The following is an 18,010-nucleotide window of genomic DNA, read 5'->3' as shown; positions in this document are numbered from 1 at the left end:
CGATTTCCATTTAGGCGCGGATCGACTGCGGTTGAAATCTGGAGATTAGTCATGCAGGTCTATCTCGTCGCCAATCCCAAGGGTGGGGCCGGTAAAAGCACACTGGCCACGAATCTGGCCGGCTTGCTGGCCTGGCGCGGCGGGGTGACGGGGGCTGCGCAGGTGATGCTCGGCGATGTGGATCGCCAGCAGTCCTCGCGTCTGTGGCTCGCACGGCGCCCCGCCGTGTTGCCGTTGATCCGGTCGTGGGACTTGAAGCCGGATCGCGCCGCGCGCCCGCCCGCAGGGACGACGCATGTGGTGCTCGATACTCCAGCGGCCTTTCATGGCGACAAACTCAAGGAGTGCCTGAAGCTGGCTACGCGCGTGCTGGTACCGGTGCAGCCTTCGATGTTCGATATTCTCGCTACGCGTTCATTCTTCGATGAGCTTGCCGAGCTCAAGGCGGCACGCGGTGTGCAGGTAGCATTGATTGGTATGCGCGTGAATGAGCGCTCCCGCGCTGCCGCCGAATTCCTGCGTTTCGTGGAAGGCAGTGGCCTGCCATTGGTGGCCTGCCTGCGCGATACGCAGAACTATGTGCAGCTGGCTGCCCACGGCATGAGTCTGTTTGACGTCGCGCCCACGCGGGTCGCGCGCGATCTGGAGCAGTGGCAGGCGATCGCGGCGTGGCTGGGCGTGCACTGCCTGCCGCCAACGCTGGATTGATCAGCTGAGCCGCTGCTCGATCGCCTCCCACAGCCCAACCGGGTCATTACTACCCAGCATGAACTGCTTGCCGTTCTTCAGGGTGATGGCCACTGCATCCCGTCCGGACACGTTGTAGAGCCAGCCACGCTTCGTGTAGTGGATACCGACGCCGTCCCATAACCGGGTGCGGACGATTTCCGCACGGGCAACATCGGCCATGGGAACCTCTTTGCGGATCAGACCGGGACCAAAGTGCCAGTGCAGCTCATCGTTCGACACGCGGATCGTCAACGACGAAAACAGCATGAAGGCGATAAGAAAAATCGAACTGATGATCCAGAGGCTGAAACCATATTCCTTGCGGCTGATGGCTGCGAGCAGGCAGATCAGCAATGGGATGCCAACCATTACCGCCAGGGTGCGGGCTGGTTGGCGATTGGAGTAAGTCTGCAGATCGTGTTTCGGGCGGTTCTGGCGTCGCGGGCGACGGCTGGGTTTGCTCATGAGTGTTCCGAGTGCTTGAGGATGCTGGCTGCGAGCTGTTCGATGCCGGCCGTGGAAAGATCGTTTGTCTTGCAGCGCTGTGCTTGCGGGAAACGGGTGAAATTACGATTCTGTGAGCGCGCGTAGAGCGGATCGTAGTGTAGGTCGATGAGCTCAGCGTAGAGCTCAGGCAGTGCCCGTGCCAGTGCCCAGTCTTGCCAGCGGCTGAGTGTTTCGTTGGCTTGCAAACCCTTGAGAAAACCCAGTTTCTGCGCCAGTTCGGCAGGCCGCTCGCCGAGCCAAGCATAGTCACGCAACAGATATTCGACACGCGCCTCGCGGCTAGCTTCGATTTCGATGCAAAGGGCTGCACGCATCCGCTCGATGAGAACTTCAGGTATGAACAGCGCACCGATCTTGCGGCTCTCCGCTTCGACAAAAACCGGGCGGGCCGGATCAAAGCACTTCAAGGCCTGCTCAATCAGGTTTTCGAACCATTTCTGAGCGGGCTGGGGCTGGCCTGGCAGGCCACCAAGCACAGAGCCCTTGTGTGCCGCCAAGCCTTCCAGATCAAGCACCTGAGCACCTTGAGCGGCGAGCGCTTGCAGCACGGCGGTCTTGGCACTGCCGGTGGGGCCGCAGATCACGCGCAGATCGAGGGCAGCGGGCAGGCGCACAAGTTCGTCGATGACATGTTGGCGCCAGGTTTTGTAGCCGCCCTCAAGCTGGCAGGCTTGCCAGCCGACGAGCCGCATCCAGGTTGCGAAGGAGCCGCTGCGCATGCCGCCACGCCAGCAGTAGAGCAGGGGGCGCCAGTTTTTCGGGCGATCGCAGAGGGTTTCCTTCAGGTGGTGCGCAATGTTCTCGGCGACCAGAGCGCCGCCGAGGCGGCGCGCTTCGAAGGGCGAGTGTTGCTTGTAAAGCGTGCCGATCAGGGCGCGTTGTTCGTTGTCCAGCACCGGGCAGTTGATGGCGCCGGGGATGCGGTCTTCCTGGTATTCGGCAGGAGAGCGCACATCGATGATCTCGTCGAAATCACCGAGTTCTGCTAGCGTCACCGTTGTTCTGGACATGAAGGATGGTAATGGAAGAAGTTCGTCTGACCCGATTTTCCCATGGCGGCGGCTGCGGCTGCAAAATTGCGCCGGGAATTCTCGCCGATATTCTGGCGCGTGCGCCGCAAGGCCTGATTCCGCCAGAGCTGATGGTAGGCATCGAAACCTCGGACGATGCTGCGGTGTATCGCCTGAATGAGACGCAGGCGTTGATCGCCACCACTGACTTTTTCACACCGATCGTTGATGACCCCTACGATTTCGGCCGCATCGCAGCGACCAATGCAATTTCGGACGTGTATGCAATGGGTGGCACACCGATCATGGCCCTGGCCATTGTCGGCATGCCACTGGACAAGTTGCCGCCCGAAGTGATCGGTAAGGTGCTCGAGGGCGGTGCCAGCATCTGCCGCGAGGCGGGCATTCCGATCGCTGGTGGGCATTCGATTGATGTGCTGGAGCCGATCTATGGCCTGGTTGCGCTGGGGCTGGTGGATCCCGGCAAAGTGCGCCGCAATGCCGATGCTCAAGCGGGGGATGCACTCATCCTGGGCAAACCGCTCGGAGTGGGGGTGCTCTCTGCCGCACTCAAGAAGGAGCGGCTGGACGCGGCTGGCTATGCCGAGATGATCCGCTACACGACCCAGCTCAATCGGGTTGGCCCCTTGCTGGCAGCCCTCGATGGTGTACATGCGATCACCGATGTGACCGGCTTTGGTCTGGCCGGCCACCTGCTCGAAATCTGTCGCGGTTCGCAGTTGGCAGCAATGATCGAGTTTCCCCGTATCCCCCGGATTGCTGCGGCTGAAGTCTTTGCCCGTGAAGGCTTGCGTACTGGAGCCAGTCCGCGCAACTGGAAGGCCTATGGTCAGGATGTGCGCTTGCCGGTGGACTGTCCGGACTGGCAGCAGACCTTGCTGACGGACCCGCAGACCAGTGGCGGTTTGTTGGTGAGTTGTGCTCCGTCTGTCGCCGATGCGGCCTTGCGGGTATTCCATGACAACGGATTTGAAGTGGCGAGCGTTATTGGGCACTTGGTCAATGGCGCGCCAGAGTTGTCGGTGAGCTGATTGTCAGTTTCGAATTTTTTAATCGTGAGCGTCCGTAGAAGGCGCCAGAGCCGGGAGTTGATGCATGAGAAAAACGACGATTGTGCTGTGCCTGCTCGGCCTGTGCACCTTCGGGACACAGGCCGAGGTTTATAAATGGCTGGATGCGGACGGCAAAATTCAGTACGGCGATACGCCACCCAAGGATGTCAAGGCTAGCAAGGTGTCCGGCGGCGTTACGGTGATGCCGGCTTTTACGCCGCCGCCTGCTGCGCCGTCACCGGAAGCTGCCAAGGCCGCGTCGAAAGCGGTGGGGCCGGCGGCTGGGGGTATCACCACCAAGCCAGAGCAGGAGAGCGCCAGCAGCGCCGCACCGGTGTCGGATGTCGAGGCGGCTCGTCTGCGGATGATCGAAGCCTGCAAGCGCAATCGTGGGGTTGATTGCGAAGACAATGTTGATGCCCAGCTCTACGGCCAGGGCGGCAGTTCAACGGTGTATGTACCGATTCCGGGCTGGAGTCAGCCGCCGATTCGTCCGACACCCAAACCCAAACCTCCGGCACAGTCCAGTTCGTCTTCAAAAACGGCAAAAATGGCCAAGGAGCCCGCAAAAAAAACTAGCAGCACCAAGGCTGACGGCTTGTGAGTACGGCTACTTGCGCAGCAGCGGTTTGAGCGCTGACCACACGTTGGCGAGGATCAGAGGCTGGGCCTCTGCGGTGGGGTGAAGGTTGTCGCCCTGGAATAGCTCGCTGCGCTCGGCGAAGCCTTCCATCATGAAGGGCAGAAGGGCCGTCTTGTACTGCTGCGCGAGCTCACTGTAGGTCTGCTGGAACTTTTGGGTGTAGACCGGGCCGAAGTTGGGCGGCATGCGCATGCCGATCAGCATCACCCGGGCGCCGCTGGCCTGGGCGCTGCGGATCATGGCATCAAGGTTCTTGCGCATGGCCGGCACCGGCAGGCCGCGCAGGCCGTCGTTGGCTCCCAGTTCGATGATTACGATGGACGGCTTGTCGCGGGTCAGGGCTGCGGGCAGGCGGGTCAGTCCGCCGGCACTGGTCTCGCCGCTGATACTGGCGTTGATTACCGTGTGGCGGTAGCCTTCGGTGACCAGCTTGCGGCTCAGCAGTTGCGGCCAGGCCTGTTCCTGGGCAATGCCGTAGCCGGCTGAGAGGCTGTCGCCCCATACCAGGATGTTTGCGGCCAGGGCATTTTGAATCGAGCAGATTGCAAACAGGATGATGATGAAACGAGACATGCCTAAGGGCTCCGGGCCAGTGCTGGAAGTGAAAGGGCTGGCCAAGACGGTTGCCTTGGCCGATGGCGGCAAGCTGGACATCTTGCAGCAGATCGAATTTTCGGTCGAGGCCGGAGAGACGCTGGCCATTGTTGGCGCTTCGGGTTCGGGGAAATCCACCTTGCTCGGACTGCTGGCCGGCCTCGATGTTCCCAGTTCGGGGGATGTAAAGCTTGGCGGGCAGAGTCTCTATGCCCTCGATGAGGACGGGCGAGCAGCCTTGCGCGGGCGCATGATCGGTTTCGTGTTCCAGTCCTTTCAGCTCTTGCCGGCGCTGACGGCACTGGAGAACGTCATGATGCCGTTGGAGCTGGCCGGGCGCAGCGGTGCGAGGGAGCTTGCGCGACAATGGCTGGACCGGGTCGGGCTCGCTGCACGGGCCGGGCATTATCCGAAGCATCTTTCCGGTGGTGAGCAACAACGGGTGGCGCTGGCGCGTGCTTTTGCTATGCAGCCGGCCTTGCTGCTGGCTGACGAACCGACAGGAAATCTGGACGGCACCACCGGCCGGCACATCATTGATCTGCTTTTCGAGCTCAATCGGGAGTCCGGTACTACGCTCTTGCTGGTGACGCATGATGATGGCCTGGCCCATGCCTGTGGCCGCAGCATCCGCCTGCGCAGCGGCTGCATGATCGAGGCGGAGGCTTTGCTGGCGGATTGACCGCTAGGGTGGCTGTCATGCCGCCGTCAGCCGGGCGTGGGAGAATGCGGGCCTGTTTGTGCTTGTGCCTAGTTCGATCCATGATTACCCGCGAAAAATTGCTTGCCTTTGTCCCCCGCCTGCGTCAGCTGGCAGCACGCCGTAGCGTGAAAATTGCTGCCGCCAGCGTGTTGGGCTTGCTGGTGCTGGCCTGGCTGGGTATGCCGCCCTTGCTGCGCTGGGCCTTGGAGACTCAAGGCAGTGCAGCGCTCGGGCGCAAGCTCAGCGTGGAGCGGGTGAGCTTCAATCCGCTGCGTTTGTCGGCGCGCCTGGAAGGGCTGCGAATCGCTGAGGCGGATGGGCAGAGTGATTTTGTGGCTCTCGCTGCCGTCCAGGCGAACGTTTCTACCGCATCGCTCTGGCATCGTGCCCTGGTGCTTGATGCCTTGCGCGTGGAGCAGCCGCGGCTGAAGTTGGTGCGGCTTGAGGCGCAACGCTTCAACTTCAGTGACATCCTTGAGCGCTTTGCTAAGCCCTCTGCCGAGCCCGCCCCAGACGCTGCGCGCTTTTCGCTCAACAACATCGAGCTTGAGGGGGGCGAAATCGAGTTCGACGATCGCCCGCTCGGCAAGCAACACCATGTCCGCGCGCTGGCCCTGGGCCTGCCTTTTCTTTCCAACTTGCCGGCCCGCGTCGAAAACTTCGTCAAGCCGAGACTGGCCTTCGATCTCGAAGAAAGCTCCTTTGAGTTGCTTGGCGAGCTCAAGCCTTTTGCCGATCGTCGTGTGGCTACGCTGGATGTGGACATCGAAGATCTGGATCTCACCGCCTACCTCGCCTATGTGCCGGTGAAGCTGCCGGTGCGCATCGAGCAGGCTCATTTCGGCTCCGCCCTGCGTTTGCACTGGGAGGAGGCATTGGGCGACAAACCTGCTGCGTTGGCGGTGAGCGGTCGTTTCGGTCTCAAGGACTTGAAGATCAAGGAACACACCGGCGCCGATCTGCTCGCAGTGCAGAGCCTGCAGGTGGAGCTTGAGCGAGTGGAGCCGCTTGCCAGCCAGCCCTTGCTGCATGTGCGTGCGCTGAATGTCGAAGCGCCGCAGATCGAATTGTTGCGCGAGAAGGACCGTCGCTTCCGTCTGGAGCGCCTGGTCGGGGAGTTCGCCGTACCGGCAGGCAAGGCAAAGTCGGATCTGTCCGCGAAGCGGGCGCTGCCGCGCGTGCTGATCGACAAATTGAGCGTGAGCCATGGGCGCCTCAATTGGCACGACGAAGCCGTGCCCGGCGGTTTTGCACTCAAGCTCGATCCTTTTGAGGTGCAACTGAGCCAGTTTGATCTTGGCACCAGCAAACCCGCCAGTTTTACCTTGCAGGCGGCCAGCGAAAAGAGCTTGCGCATCGATCTGCAGGCCCAACTGAACGTACTAGCCGAAACCTACAGCGGCCGTTTTGCGTTTGCCGGCATGCAGCTTGAACCCTTGCGCCCCTACTATCAGGCCGCCTTGCCGCGCGCCTTATTCAAGGGGGAAACGGCGCTGGCGGGCGAGTTCAGCGTGGCACCCGGCAAGGCCGGTCCTGCAGTCAGGCTCGACAAAATGGCGCTGGATCTGCGGGATTTCAGCCTTGCAGATGCGGCCGCAAAGCCGGACAAGGCTGGTCAGCGCAGCATTCTGCTGAAGGTGCCGCAGACTCGTGCGGAAGAAATGCGCATGGATCTGGAACTGCGCGAACTCCATATCGGCCGTTTCAGCAATCGTGGCCTGCAAGCCTTGCTGCAGCGTGATGCTGACGGCGTGCTGAACCTGGCAGACATGTTCCAGAGCCATTCGAATGCTGATTCGAAGGCCCGCAAGGTGCTCAAGGATCGCCTGGAGCGCGCGGCTGAAGCAGTGCTGGAGGCTGCTCCGGCGGCCGAACCCGAGCAGCCCTGGCAATTCAGTGTGGGTAGGGCCGAGATCAATGAGGGCGGCGTGCGCATTGAGGATCGCAGCAGCAGTGTGCCGGTAGTCGTTGATGTGCGCGAACTGGGGCTGAGCCTGCAGGACTGGAGCTCTCGGCGCAATGCACAGGCCAAGGCAAGCCTGAGCGCGCGCATCAATCGCAACGGGCGCATGAATGCGGACGCTGCTTTTTCTACCGAGCCGCTGCGTGGGCGCGTAAATCTCGACCTGAGTGCGGTGGAGCTACTGCCGGCCCAAGCTTATCTTGAAGATCAATTCCGCGTGCTGCTCACCCGAGGTACGCTGACTGCAAAAGGCAAGCTTGATTTCGATCTCGCCAAAAGCCAGCCGGACATCCGTTTTGCCGGCGCGCTGGCGGTAGATGATTTCAACATGCTGGACCGGGTGAATGAAGAGGACTTCCTGCGCTGGAGGCGCCTCGCGCTGCAGGACATGAGCGTGCAGACCGAGCCGCTGGGCTTCAGCAGTCGCGAAATTCGTCTGAGTGACTTCTATACCCGCCTGATTCTGGATGCGCAGGGGCGTCTGAACCTGCGCGAGATCACAGCCCACGAAGCTGCTCAGATGGCCGCTGCGCCGCAAGCTGCACCGTCGGCTGCGGCAAGTGCTGTGAAGAAACCACTGCCTAGGGTCAGGGTCGAGCGCATTGTGCTGGAGAAGGGCCAGGTGCGTTTCAGCGATCGTTTCGTGAAGCCCAATTACGACGCCAATCTGCTGGCGCTGAACGGCAGTCTGGGAGGGCTATCCTCAGATGAAAGCTCGGTGGCGCTGCTCGATCTCGGCGCCAGTCTGGATGGCTCTGCGCCGGTGAAGCTCTATGGCAGCCTCAACCCGTTCCGGCAGGACGGCTTTCTCGATATCCAGGCCCAGGTGCGGGATGTGGATCTCACCTCCGCTTCGACCTATGCCGGGCGCTACGTGGGCTACGGCATCGACAAGGGCAAGCTGTCGATGGACGTGCAGTACCAGATCCGTGATCGCCAGCTCACGGCAAAGAACAGTGTCAAGCTGGATCAGCTGAGCTTTGGCGACAAGGTGGACAGCCCGGACGCGACGAAATTGCCGGTGCTGTTTGCCGTCTCCCTGCTGAAAGATCGCAACGGCATGATCGACATCAACCTGCCGATCAGCGGTTCGCTCGATGACCCTGAATTTTCGGTCGGAGGCGTGATCATCAGAGTCATTAGCAATCTGATCGGCAAGGCAGTAACAGCGCCCTTCGCCTTATTGGGCTCGATCTTCGGCGAAGAGGCGGAGGCTCTGGCTTGGGTGGATTTCGAGCCAGGTTCGGCGACGCTCAACAAGGCGGCATCCGACAAGCTGGGGGGGCTGGCCAAGGGTCTGACGAGCCGGCCGGTGCTGAAGCTGGAGATCGCTGGTAGTGCCGATCCGGCATCCGACACGACGGGCCTCAAGCGTGCCCGCCTTGATGCCCGGGTGCGCGCCCTTAAAGCTGAGCAACTGGTTCGGCGCGGCGACAGTGTTGATCAGGTGGATGCCTTGCAGATCGAGGCTGCGGAATATCCTGCACTACTCAAGCGTGTGTATGAAAGCGAGAAAATTGATGCCCGGCCGCGTAACGCGCTGGGCATTCTGAAGGATCAGTCACCTGCCGAGATGGAGCGCATCCTGCAGGGCAGCTTCGCGATTACCCCGGCCGACCTGCAGACTTTGGCCAGAACGCGGGCACAGACTGTGCGGGCGCATCTGCTCGAGAAAAATGGCGTGGATCCGGCGCGGGTTTTTCTCGTAGCCAACCGGGAGGCGGAAGAGGGGAAGCCTCTGCAAGCCCGCGTCGAATTCATGTTGCGCTGAAGCAGAAAAAAGCCGGCTCCAGGACACAAGTTTTCGCTTTCCCTGCCGATACTGAAAGAGATGGTTACGGATAGGCAGGAGCGGGGCATGGGGGCAGTGGACAGGGACGCCACGTTATCAGGTGGAGCATTCCGGGAGGACGTACGGTGAGTTCGACCATCGAGCAGGGGGATGCGATAGCGCAGGCGGGCGACATGCTGGAGTTCGTCGACGAAGCGCTGGCTCATCCGGTGAAAGAGGGGCCCGCACCCTGGAAAATCCTGATCACTGACGACGATGACGAGGTGCACCGCGCTACCGCTTTCGCACTGCGCGGTTTTCACATTGACGAGCGTCCGCTCGAATTGCTGCATGCCTACAGCGCGCGCGAGGCCGAAGCAATGCTGCGTGAACATCCAGGCGTGGCAGTGGCGATGCTGGATGTGGTGATGGAAACGCCGGACGCCGGTTTGCGCCTGGTCGATACCGTCCGCAACGAGCTCGGCATGCATTCTGTGCGCATCGTGCTGCGCACTGGCCAGCCTGGCTATGCGCCGGAACTGGAAGTGATCCGGCGCTACGACATCAATGACTACCGTACCAAGTCAGAGCTTTCGCAAACCCGCCTGATCACGACGCTTACCGCCGCCGTGCGCGCTTACGAGCAGATCGAAACCGTGCGTGCGGCCAATCGCGGCATGGATGCCGTCTCGCGTGCGGCCAATACGGTTTTCCGCCTGCGCAGCTCACTCGAGTTCTCGCGGGTACTGCTTGAGCGCATCGAAGAAATCCTGGGGGGGCCTGCCGATGCGCTGGTAGCCATGGAGCACAGCTCGGCTACGCCGGGTGAGGCCGGGCTGCACGTGGTGTGTGGCCGTGGGCGCTACGCCAACCTGGCCGGCTGCGCGATCGAGCGCAGCGTGGATGTGGAGATGCAGCGCGGTATCCGGCGTTGCCTGGCAGCGCATACCTGTGTTTTCGAAGCCGGGCGTTTCTTGCTCTGGCTCGGCAATGGCGGGCGTGACGCGGTAGTGGTGGTGGACCATCCACATCCCCTGCGTAGCTTGCAGCAACGACTGGTGGAAATGTTCGCGGCCAGTCTTGGAGTGGGGTTCGAGAACGTTGATCTGATCGAGCGCCTCGATTTCTTCGCTTTCTATGATCCGCTGACCCATCTTCCAAACCGCACACGCTTCATCAATGAAGTCGATCAGGATCTGCTGGTGCGTCAGGGTGGTTCGCGTTGCCTGGCTCTGGCGGATGTGGTGCGGTTTTCCGAAATCAATGATGCGCTGGGCTATCGCTGTGGCGACACCTTGCTGGTGGCTGTAGCCAAGCGCCTGCGCAGCGCACTGGGTCCGGGTGTCACGCTGGCGCGGGTGTCTGGTGACATCTTCGGTATTTTCGGTCCGGAAAATGCGCTCGATCCGGCGCTCATCAACAAGGCTTTCGAGCAGGCTTTCTTTGTTCATGGCCACGCGCTCACGGTACAGTTGCGTATCGGACTGGTGCGCCTTGCGGAGTGCAAGGGCAATGCGGTGGAGCTCATGCGCAACGCCAGTCTGGCGCTGAATCAGGCCCGGCAAGCCGGGGGGAGCGCTTTCAGCGTCTTTTCGGCGATGATGTCGGACGACGTACAGACCCGGGTGGCGATGTTGCACAGTCTGCGCGCCGCCATTGATTTCAAGCGTGGTCTGAGCCTGTGCTGGCAGCCCATTGTGCAGGCTGGCAGCGGTGAGTTGCAGGGGCTTGAGGTGTTGCTGCGCTGGCGCAACGATTTTGGAGAGCTGGTGTCGCCCGCCCGTTTTATTCCGCTCGCGGAGCGTACCGGCATGGTTCATGAGCTGGGCCAGTGGGTGCTGGGTCAGGCGCTGGAGCGCTTCGGTATCTGGCGGCGCCAGGGCTGGCGTGGTCTCGAACTAACGCTGAACATCTCCTCGGTGCAACTGCGCGACGAGCGCTTCGTGCAGCGCTTGCGGGCCCAGCTTGAATACAGTGATGTGGAAGCAGATCGGCTAGTGCTGGATCTTGATGAAAGCATCGCTTTCGAAGAGCCTGGGCTGTTGCAGCATCAGTTGCGCGGCTTGCGCGAGCTGGGCGTACGCTTGGCACTCGACAACTTTGGTTGTGGCCGGGCGTCCCTGAGCCAGCTCGGTACTTTTCCGGTCGATCGGATCAAGCTTGATCGGAACCTGTTGGCCAACTTCGGTGAAACACCTGAGGCTACAGCGCTGCCTGCAGCCATCGCTGAGCTGGCGTGCAAGCGTAAGCTGGCGCTGATGGGGGAGGGGGTGGAGAGCGCAGCCCAGGCCTCCATGCTGGAGACTCTGGGGTGCAGCCTGCTGCAGGGTTTTCATTTCGCCCGGCCGATGGCTGCCGAGCAGATGGATGCCTGGTTGCGCGAACGACGCAGCAATTTCGACGCGATCTGAGGCTTTTCCTGTGCCGCGAGCAGCGGCGCAGATGCCACTCAAGTTGCCTGCGTGACTTCTATCAGGCCACGCAAGGCGTTGCCCAGCCAGATACGGTTGGCGCGCGCCAGATCCTCGCGTTGCAGTACGGCTTCACGGGCCTTGCCACTGGCCAGCAGGCTGGCACGCAGTACGCCTGGCAGCAGGCCGCAGTGGCTGGCGGGGGTGAGCATCTCCCCCTCAATCTCGAGAAAAAGGTTGCTACGCGCGCCTTCGCACAATTCGCCACGCGTGTTGCAGAACACGAGGTCGAAGAGGCCGCGTTGTAGTGCGCTCTGCAAGGCGCTGTCGTAGAACTGGCGTGCGGTGGTCTTGTGCGACAGGCGTGGGTCTTGCGGATCGAGTGCCCAGTCTGCCAACGCGAAGCGGGCTGTGGCTGGAGTCTCGGCGTGTGCAGCGTTTTGCAGGCTGAACTGTCCGTTGCGTGACAGCAGCAGACGCACGCGCTGTGCGCTACCAGGCAGGATATCGGCCAGCGCTTGCAGTGCTGCGCGGATCTCAGTCAGAGGGCAACTGAAGGCCAGTGTGCGGGCCGAGGCCTGCAGGCGTTCGAGGTGGCCGTTCAAGAATGGATAGCCCTCTGAGGGCGTCCAGCGCAGGGTTTCAATGAGTTGCAGGGGCGGTTCAAGCTGGGTGAGGAAGTGGCCTTTAGTGAGGCACTCGCGATACTCGGCGGCCGGCTCTGAATCGGCTACGACCCCACTGCCCACATCCAGACGGCAAGTGCCCTCGGAATCCACCAACAGGGTACGGATCGGCACATTGAGGCTGAACTCGCCCTCCGGTGCGAGCCAGCCCAGCGCGCCGCAGTAAATGCCGCGCGGGCCGTCTTCAAGCTCGTTGATGATCTGCATGGCACGTATCTTTGGCGCGCCGGTGATCGAACCGCAGGGGAACAGTGCGTGGAGGATGGTTTCCAGGGGGGCGCTGACGGGCTCTGCGCTGACCGTGGAGGTGAGCTGATGCACGCTGGGATAGGTTTCCAGCGAGAACATCTGTTCGACGCGCACCCCTCCGGCGGGGGCAAGACGGCCAAGGTCGTTGCGGATCAGATCTACGATCATCAGGTTCTCGGCGCGATCCTTGTCCGAATGCACGAGGCGGCTGGCGGCTGCGGCATCCGCCTGCGGATCTTCGCTGCGTGTGGCAGTGCCCTTCATCGGGCGGCAGGTGAGGGTACTCGCGTGACGCTCGACGAAGAGTTCCGGTGAGCGCGAAATGATCCAGTCTTTGCCGTCGTGGATCAGCACGCCGTGAGCCACGGGTTGTGCCTCGCGCAGCCGAGCGGCGAGCGCCAGCGGATGGCCATAGATCTGGCCCCGCAGGGGAAAAGTCAGGTTGACCTGATAGCAATCGCCGGCGTGGATGTAATCAAGGATGCGCTGGCAGGCAATGGCATGGCGCGCTTCGTCCCAATCGGCTTCAAGGCGCAGCAAGCCGGCTTCACGCGCTTGCGGGCTGAGTGCGGCAGCCTGCATCTGCCACCAGCGGGCGAGCGCATCGCCGCTGAGCTCACTTCGGTGGGCGAACACCCAGGCCTGTAGCAGAGGCTGGGAACTGTGGCGGTGTGGCAGATGGGGTTCGAAGGCGCTGCCGAGCTCATAGCGGGCCGCGAGGGCAATCCAGCGGCCGCTTGCTTGGGTAGCCTCCAGACGCTCGAAAAATTCCGCCAGTTCGCTGGGGTGGTGCGCAAGCAGGCGCTGTTCAAGTCCTTCAAGCAGACAGGCGCGCGGCGCTTGGGCGAGATTGTCCTCAAACAGCGCGAAGGCGCTGGCCCCCAACTGTTGCATGTCAGCCGCGCCGAGTCGGTGTTTTCTTGGCTGGTGCGCGTGCCGCAGCCTTGTTCAGGGCCGGCGATGGAGCACGACTGGAGCTCTTGTTTTGAACGCCAGGCTTGCTGGTTTCTGCCGTTTCGATCGGCGCTGTGATGTCGGTGGCGTGCGGCACAAGCAAGGTATAGCCGGCTGCCAGTTTGGCGCGTGGGGGCAGGCCATTGGCACTGCGCAGAGCGTCCGGGCTCAGCTTGAGGCTTTGGGCGACCTGCTCGACGCGCGCCCCGCGTGGCAGTGAATAGGTCTTCCAGCTCAGCAGCGGGCCACCGTGGGCGGCAAAGTTCTCGCTGAACTTGCGTGCGTTGTCGACTGGCAAGATCAGGTCTGCATCATGGTTGCCGGGAATGATCGGGCGGTTATAGGCAGGGTTTAGGGCCAGGAATTCGTTCAGCGGCATTTCGGCGAATTTCGCTGCGAGTGCCACATCCATGCCTTGATCACGCTCCACCGTCACGAAATAGGGTTCGTCCGGGATGGGGGGGAGGCGCAGGCCATAGCGCTCCGGGTTGGCCACGATCATTTTCACGGCTTGCAGCTTGGGCACGTATTGGGCCGTTTCCTTGGGCATGCGCAGGCTGTTGTAGTCGGTCGGCCGGCCGGCATTGCGGTTGGAGTTCACTGCGCGCAGCACCGCGTTTTCACCCCAGTTGTAAGAGGCCAGCGCGAGGTGCCAGTCGCCTTGAAGTTCGTATACGGCCTGCAGGTAGGTCAGTGCGGCGGCGGTGGAGGCCAGCACGTCGCGACGCTCATCCACCCACCAGTTCTGCTGCAGACGGAAGTCTCGCCCAGTTGAGGGAATGAACTGCCACAAGCCGGCGGCCTTGGCTGGCGAGAAGGCCATCGGGTTGTAGGCCGACTCCACCAGTGGCAGCAAGGCCAACTCGGTCGGCATGCCACGCGCTTCGAGTTCGCTGACGATGTGATAGAGATACTTGCTGCCACGCTCCATCAGATTGGTGATGGCTTGCGGGCGGGCCTGGAAAGCGGCGATGTGGCGGTCAACATTCGGGTTGTCCACCAGATTGGGGATGCCGAAGCCTTTGCGGATACGGTCCCACAGGTCGGAACTGGCTTTGGCATGGGCACCGGTATTGATAGGGGTGCGCTGCGGCAGTTCGGTTGTGACCGGCGTGCTGGCGCCTTCACTGTTTGCTGTTGTGCCCGCCGCGGGCGCCGGGGCAGTCAGGGCGTTGGCGAACTGAAGGCTGACCGTTTCAGGCTCGGCGGCGTGCAGGAAGGGGCTGCCGCAAAGGCAGAGCAGGCTGAGGCTGGCAGTCAGCAGGCGCGAAATCAAGGCGGGCGCTCCTTGGGCTAGGGTGGCGGGATTGTAATGGCTGCAGCACGAAAGCGGCTTTGATGTTTTTTATGCGCCGCCGAAACGAAAAAGGCCATCCCGCAGGATGGCCTCTGGTGATACTTTGCCGTGTTCAGGCTTCGTCGCTGCGGAAGGCACGCTTGCGTTCGTGTTCCTTCAGGTAGCGCTTGCGCAGGCGGATCGACTTTGGCGTGATTTCGACCAACTCGTCATCAGCGATGAACTCGATGGCGGATTCGAGCGTCAGTGCGATCGGCGGTACCAGACGCACGGCTTCATCGGTACCCGAGGCGCGCACGTTGGTGAGTTGCTTGCCCTTGATCGGGTTGACCACGAGGTCGTTGTCACGCGAGTGGATGCCGATGATCATGCCTTCGTACACCGGGTCGTTGTGGCTCACGAACATGCGGCCGCGATCTTGCAGCTTCCACAGGGAGTAAGCCACGGCGGCGCCGTCGTCCTGCGAGATCAGCACACCGTTGCGGCGCTCGCTCATGTTGCCAGCCACCGGGGCGTAGTCGTCGAACACATGGCTGGCCAGACCCGTGCCGCGGGTCAGGGTCATGAATTCGCCCTGGAAGCCGATCAGGCCACGCGCCGGAATGCGGTATTCGAGGCGCACGCGGCCCTTGCCGTCCGGCGCCATGTCTTGCAGTTCGCCACGGCGGCGGCCGAGCTCTTCCATCACGCCGCCCTGGTTGTCTTCTTCCACATCCACGGTGAGCATTTCGTAGGGCTCGCACTTCACCCCGTCGATTTCCTTGAACACCACGCGCGGGCGGCCCACGGCCAGCTCGAAACCTTCGCGGCGCATGGATTCGAGCAGGATGGTCAGGTGCAGTTCGCCACGACCGGAAACTTCAAACACGTCAGCGTCGTCGGTATAGACCACACGCAGGGCAACGTTCTTGAGGAGTTCTTTTTCCAGGCGCTCGCGGATCTGGCGGCTGGTCACGAACTTGCCTTCACGGCCGGCCAGCGGGGAGCTGTTCACGATGAAGTTCATGGTCAGGGTCGGCTCATCCACGGCGATGGGCTTCATGCCGTCGAGTTGGTCCGGGTCACAGATGGTCACGCCGATGCCGACCTGGTTGATGCCGGACACCAGCACGATGTCGCCGGCTTCGGCCAGCTCTGAGGATTTGCGCTCAAGGCCTTCAAAGGTCAGGATCTGGCCGATCTTGGCCTTGCCCTTATTCTCGTCGCCGTACATCACGACCACTTCCTGGTTCGGGCGGATGCGACCGCGCTTGATGCGGCCGATGCCGAGCTGACCGATATAGGTGGAGTAATCGAGCGAGCAGATCTGCAGTTGCAGCGGGCCGTCCGAATCCACTTCCGGTTGCGGCACGTGCTTGAGAATGGCTTCGAACAGCGGCTTCATGTCGGTGCCCGGTTGGTCAGCGTCGAGCATGGCAAAGCCATTCAGTGCCGAGGCGTAGACAATCGGGAAATCCAGCTGTTCTTCGGTGGCGCCGAGCTTGTCGAAAAGATCGAAGGTCTGGTCGATGACCCAGTTCGGGCGTGCGCCCGGACGGTCGATCTTGTTGACCACGACGATGGGCTTCAGGCCCATGGCCAGTGCCTTGCGGGTCACGAAACGGGTTTGCGGCATCGGGCCTTCAACGGCATCCACCAGCAGCAGCACGGAATCGACCATCGACAGCACGCGCTCGACTTCGCCGCCGAAGTCAGCGTGCCCCGGGGTGTCGACGATGTTGATATGGGTGTCGCCGTACTTGATCGCGCAGTTCTTGGCCAGAATCGTGATGCCGCGCTCTTTTTCAAGATCGTTGCTGTCCATCACGCGTTCGGTCACGGCCTGGTGGGCAGCAAAGGTGCCGGACTGGCGAAGAAGTTGGTCGACCAGTGTGGTTTTGCCGTGGTCGACGTGGGCAATGATGGCGATGTTGCGGATGGCACGGCTCATGATATTTTCGGTCTGCGGGGGAAGTGGTTAGACGCGTCAACCCTGAGGGCTTGATCGCAAAGCCCTCTATTCTATCATGCTGAAGTGGACAAACCGTGACAGTTTGTCAGCCGTGCCTTCAGCCCCGTGAGCCGCCCGCTGTCGCCATGGCCGCCAGCTGCGGCGAGCCTGCAGCACCTGCGTGCTAAGATCCATCGACTATTTTTCAGCCCGGTACGGACATGATCGCAATCATCGGTGGCAGTGGCCTGAGCCAGCTTTCCAATCTCGACATCACGCGCCGTGAAGTGGTGCGTACGCCTTATGGCGAGCCTTCCGGTGCCTTGCTCTTCGGTCATCTGTGTGACCAGCAGACGGTGTTCATTGCCCGTCATGGCTATGGCCACACGATCCCGCCGCATGGCGTGAATTACCGTGCCAACCTCTGGGCTCTGAAGGAAGCAGGTGCCAAGGAGATCATCTCGGTGGCGTCGGTGGGCGGTATTCAGGACCACCTTGGGCCGGGCGTGCTGATGGTGCCGGATCAGATCATCGATTACACCTGGGGCCGCAAGGCGACATATTTTGACGGTGTGGATGGCCCGGTCGTGCATGTGGATTTCACCGATCCCTACGATGCCTCCTTGCGCGCGCGCATCCTCGCCGCTGCCCGGAATGCAGGTGAGGCGATCGTGGATGGTGGTACCTATGCGGCTACCCAAGGGCCGCGTCTTGAAACGGCGGCCGAGGTCACCCGTCTGGAGCGAGATGGCGCGCACGTGATCGGCATGACCGGCATGCCCGAAGCTGTGCTGGCTCGCGAATTGGGAATCCCCTATGCAGCGATCGTGGTGGTGGTGAACCAGGCTGCTGGGCGTGGCAGTAGTGCCCATGGCATCCAGATGGCCGATATCGAGGCCACCGCCAAGACGGCGATGGTGCGCGTGCATAACGTGTTGCAGCATTTCTGCACCAATTGCTGAGGCGCCGATGATTCGCGAGATCCTGCGGATGGGTGATGAACGCCTGTTGCGCCATGCGCAACAGGTGGAGGCTTTCGACACGCCGGAGCTGCACGCGTTGATCGCTGACATGTTCGATACCATGCGCGAAGCCGGTGGTGTGGGCCTCGCCGCACCGCAGGTCGGGGTGGATCTGCGGGTGGTGATTTTCGGTTTCGAGGCCAGTGAGCGCTATCCGGAAGCCCCTGCCGTGCCGCTCACGGTGCTCGTCAATCCGGTGCTGGAATTCATTGGGGATGAGCTGGAAGAAGGCTGGGAGGGTTGCCTCTCGGTGCCGGGATTGCGCGGCATGGTGCCGCGCCATGTGCGCTTGCGCTATAGCGGCTTCGATCAGTTCGGCACGCCGATTCTTCGCGAGGTGGAGGGTTTTCATGCCCGCGTGGTGCAGCATGAGTGCGACCATCTGGATGGCACACTGTATCCGATGCGGGTACAGGACTTCACCCGCTTCGGTTTTACCGAGGTCTTGTTCCCGGCCTGAATTCGGCA

General features: G+C 61.8%; 14 protein-coding genes. 8 read left to right on the top strand and 6 right to left on the bottom strand.

Annotated elements, in window-relative coordinates; translation table 11 throughout:
• The first annotated feature begins 51 nt into the window (after window positions 1-51).
• Window positions 52-708, top strand: a complete 657-nt coding sequence (locus tag HJ583_RS08860) for a ParA family protein (RefSeq protein WP_170021593.1) — start codon at window positions 52-54, stop codon at window positions 706-708.
• Here HJ583_RS08860 and HJ583_RS08855 read toward each other — a convergent pair whose 3' ends face one another.
• Both HJ583_RS08855 and mnmH read right to left on the bottom strand, forming a co-directional pair.
• Window positions 709-1,194 carry a hypothetical protein gene (locus tag HJ583_RS08855; protein ID WP_170021592.1) on the bottom strand — a complete coding sequence of 162 codons (486 nt, stop codon included), beginning with the start codon at window positions 1,192-1,194 and terminating at the stop codon, window positions 709-711.
• Entirely contained in the window at window positions 1,191-2,246 is a 1,056-nt protein-coding gene (mnmH, locus tag HJ583_RS08850; protein ID WP_170021591.1) for a tRNA 2-selenouridine(34) synthase MnmH, read from the bottom strand. The genes HJ583_RS08855 and mnmH overlap by 4 nt, the downstream gene beginning before the upstream one ends.
• A gap of 11 nt (window positions 2,247-2,257) precedes the next feature.
• Here mnmH and selD point away from each other — a divergent pair, with 11 nt between their 5' ends.
• On the top strand, window positions 2,258-3,298 hold the full coding sequence (selD, locus tag HJ583_RS08845) for a selenide, water dikinase SelD (protein ID WP_170021590.1): 1,041 nt from the start codon (window positions 2,258-2,260) through the stop codon (window positions 3,296-3,298).
• Window positions 3,299-3,362: 64 nt separating this feature from the next.
• Entirely contained in the window at window positions 3,363-3,923 is a 561-nt protein-coding gene (locus tag HJ583_RS08840) for a DUF4124 domain-containing protein (RefSeq protein ID WP_170021589.1), read from the top strand.
• Window positions 3,924-3,929: 6 nt separating this feature from the next.
• Here the strand turns inward: HJ583_RS08840 and HJ583_RS08835 are convergent, their stop codons facing one another.
• Entirely contained in the window at window positions 3,930-4,535 is a 606-nt protein-coding gene (locus HJ583_RS08835) for an arylesterase (RefSeq protein ID WP_170021588.1), read from the bottom strand.
• On the opposite strand from HJ583_RS08835, the gene HJ583_RS08830 reads away from it, so the two are divergent.
• From HJ583_RS08830 to HJ583_RS08820, 3 genes are all read left to right on the top strand, one after another.
• Window positions 4,522-5,238 carry an ABC transporter ATP-binding protein gene (locus tag HJ583_RS08830; RefSeq protein ID WP_101942803.1) on the top strand — a complete coding sequence of 239 codons (717 nt, stop codon included), beginning with the start codon at window positions 4,522-4,524 and terminating at the stop codon, window positions 5,236-5,238. The genes HJ583_RS08835 and HJ583_RS08830 overlap by 14 nt on opposite strands.
• A gap of 80 nt (window positions 5,239-5,318) precedes the next feature.
• Window positions 5,319-8,993 carry a DUF748 domain-containing protein gene (locus HJ583_RS08825; RefSeq protein WP_170021587.1) on the top strand — a complete coding sequence of 1,225 codons (3,675 nt, stop codon included), beginning with the start codon at window positions 5,319-5,321 and terminating at the stop codon, window positions 8,991-8,993.
• Between the two features lie 146 nt (window positions 8,994-9,139).
• Window positions 9,140-11,404 carry an EAL domain-containing protein gene (locus HJ583_RS08820; RefSeq protein ID WP_170021586.1) on the top strand — a complete coding sequence of 755 codons (2,265 nt, stop codon included), beginning with the start codon at window positions 9,140-9,142 and terminating at the stop codon, window positions 11,402-11,404.
• Between the two features lie 38 nt (window positions 11,405-11,442).
• On the opposite strand, the gene pabB is transcribed toward HJ583_RS08820, so the two are convergent.
• The 3 genes from pabB to typA all read right to left on the bottom strand — a co-directional run bounded on the left by pabB (window position 11,443) and on the right by typA (window position 16,520).
• A complete protein-coding gene (gene pabB, locus HJ583_RS08815; protein ID WP_170021585.1) occupies window positions 11,443-13,233 on the bottom strand; it encodes an aminodeoxychorismate synthase component I in 1,791 nt (596 codons plus the stop codon).
• Between the two features lies 1 nt (window position 13,234).
• Window positions 13,235-14,569, bottom strand: coding sequence for a transglycosylase SLT domain-containing protein (locus tag HJ583_RS08810; RefSeq protein ID WP_101942705.1), 1,335 nt, complete (start codon window positions 14,567-14,569; stop codon window positions 13,235-13,237).
• Window positions 14,570-14,702: 133 nt separating this feature from the next.
• Window positions 14,703-16,520 (bottom strand): translational GTPase TypA, encoded by a 1,818-nt coding sequence (gene typA / locus HJ583_RS08805; RefSeq protein ID WP_170021584.1) that lies wholly within the window; start codon window positions 16,518-16,520, stop codon window positions 14,703-14,705.
• Window positions 16,521-16,741: 221 nt separating this feature from the next.
• On the opposite strand from typA, the gene HJ583_RS08800 reads away from it, so the two are divergent.
• Window positions 16,742-17,482 (top strand): S-methyl-5'-thioinosine phosphorylase, encoded by a 741-nt coding sequence (locus HJ583_RS08800; RefSeq protein WP_170021583.1) that lies wholly within the window; start codon window positions 16,742-16,744, stop codon window positions 17,480-17,482.
• A 7-nt stretch (window positions 17,483-17,489) separates the two neighbouring features.
• Window positions 17,490-18,002, top strand: coding sequence for a peptide deformylase (gene def / locus HJ583_RS08795; RefSeq protein WP_170021582.1), 513 nt, complete (start codon window positions 17,490-17,492; stop codon window positions 18,000-18,002).
• Window positions 18,003-18,010 lie beyond the last annotated feature (8 nt).

Source organism: Uliginosibacterium aquaticum, from assembly GCF_012972705.2.
Taxonomy (GTDB): domain Bacteria; phylum Pseudomonadota; class Gammaproteobacteria; order Burkholderiales; family Rhodocyclaceae; genus Uliginosibacterium; species Uliginosibacterium aquaticum.
The sequence above is the reverse complement of the archived record's forward strand: the minus strand, read 5'-3'. Positions and strand labels throughout refer to the sequence as shown.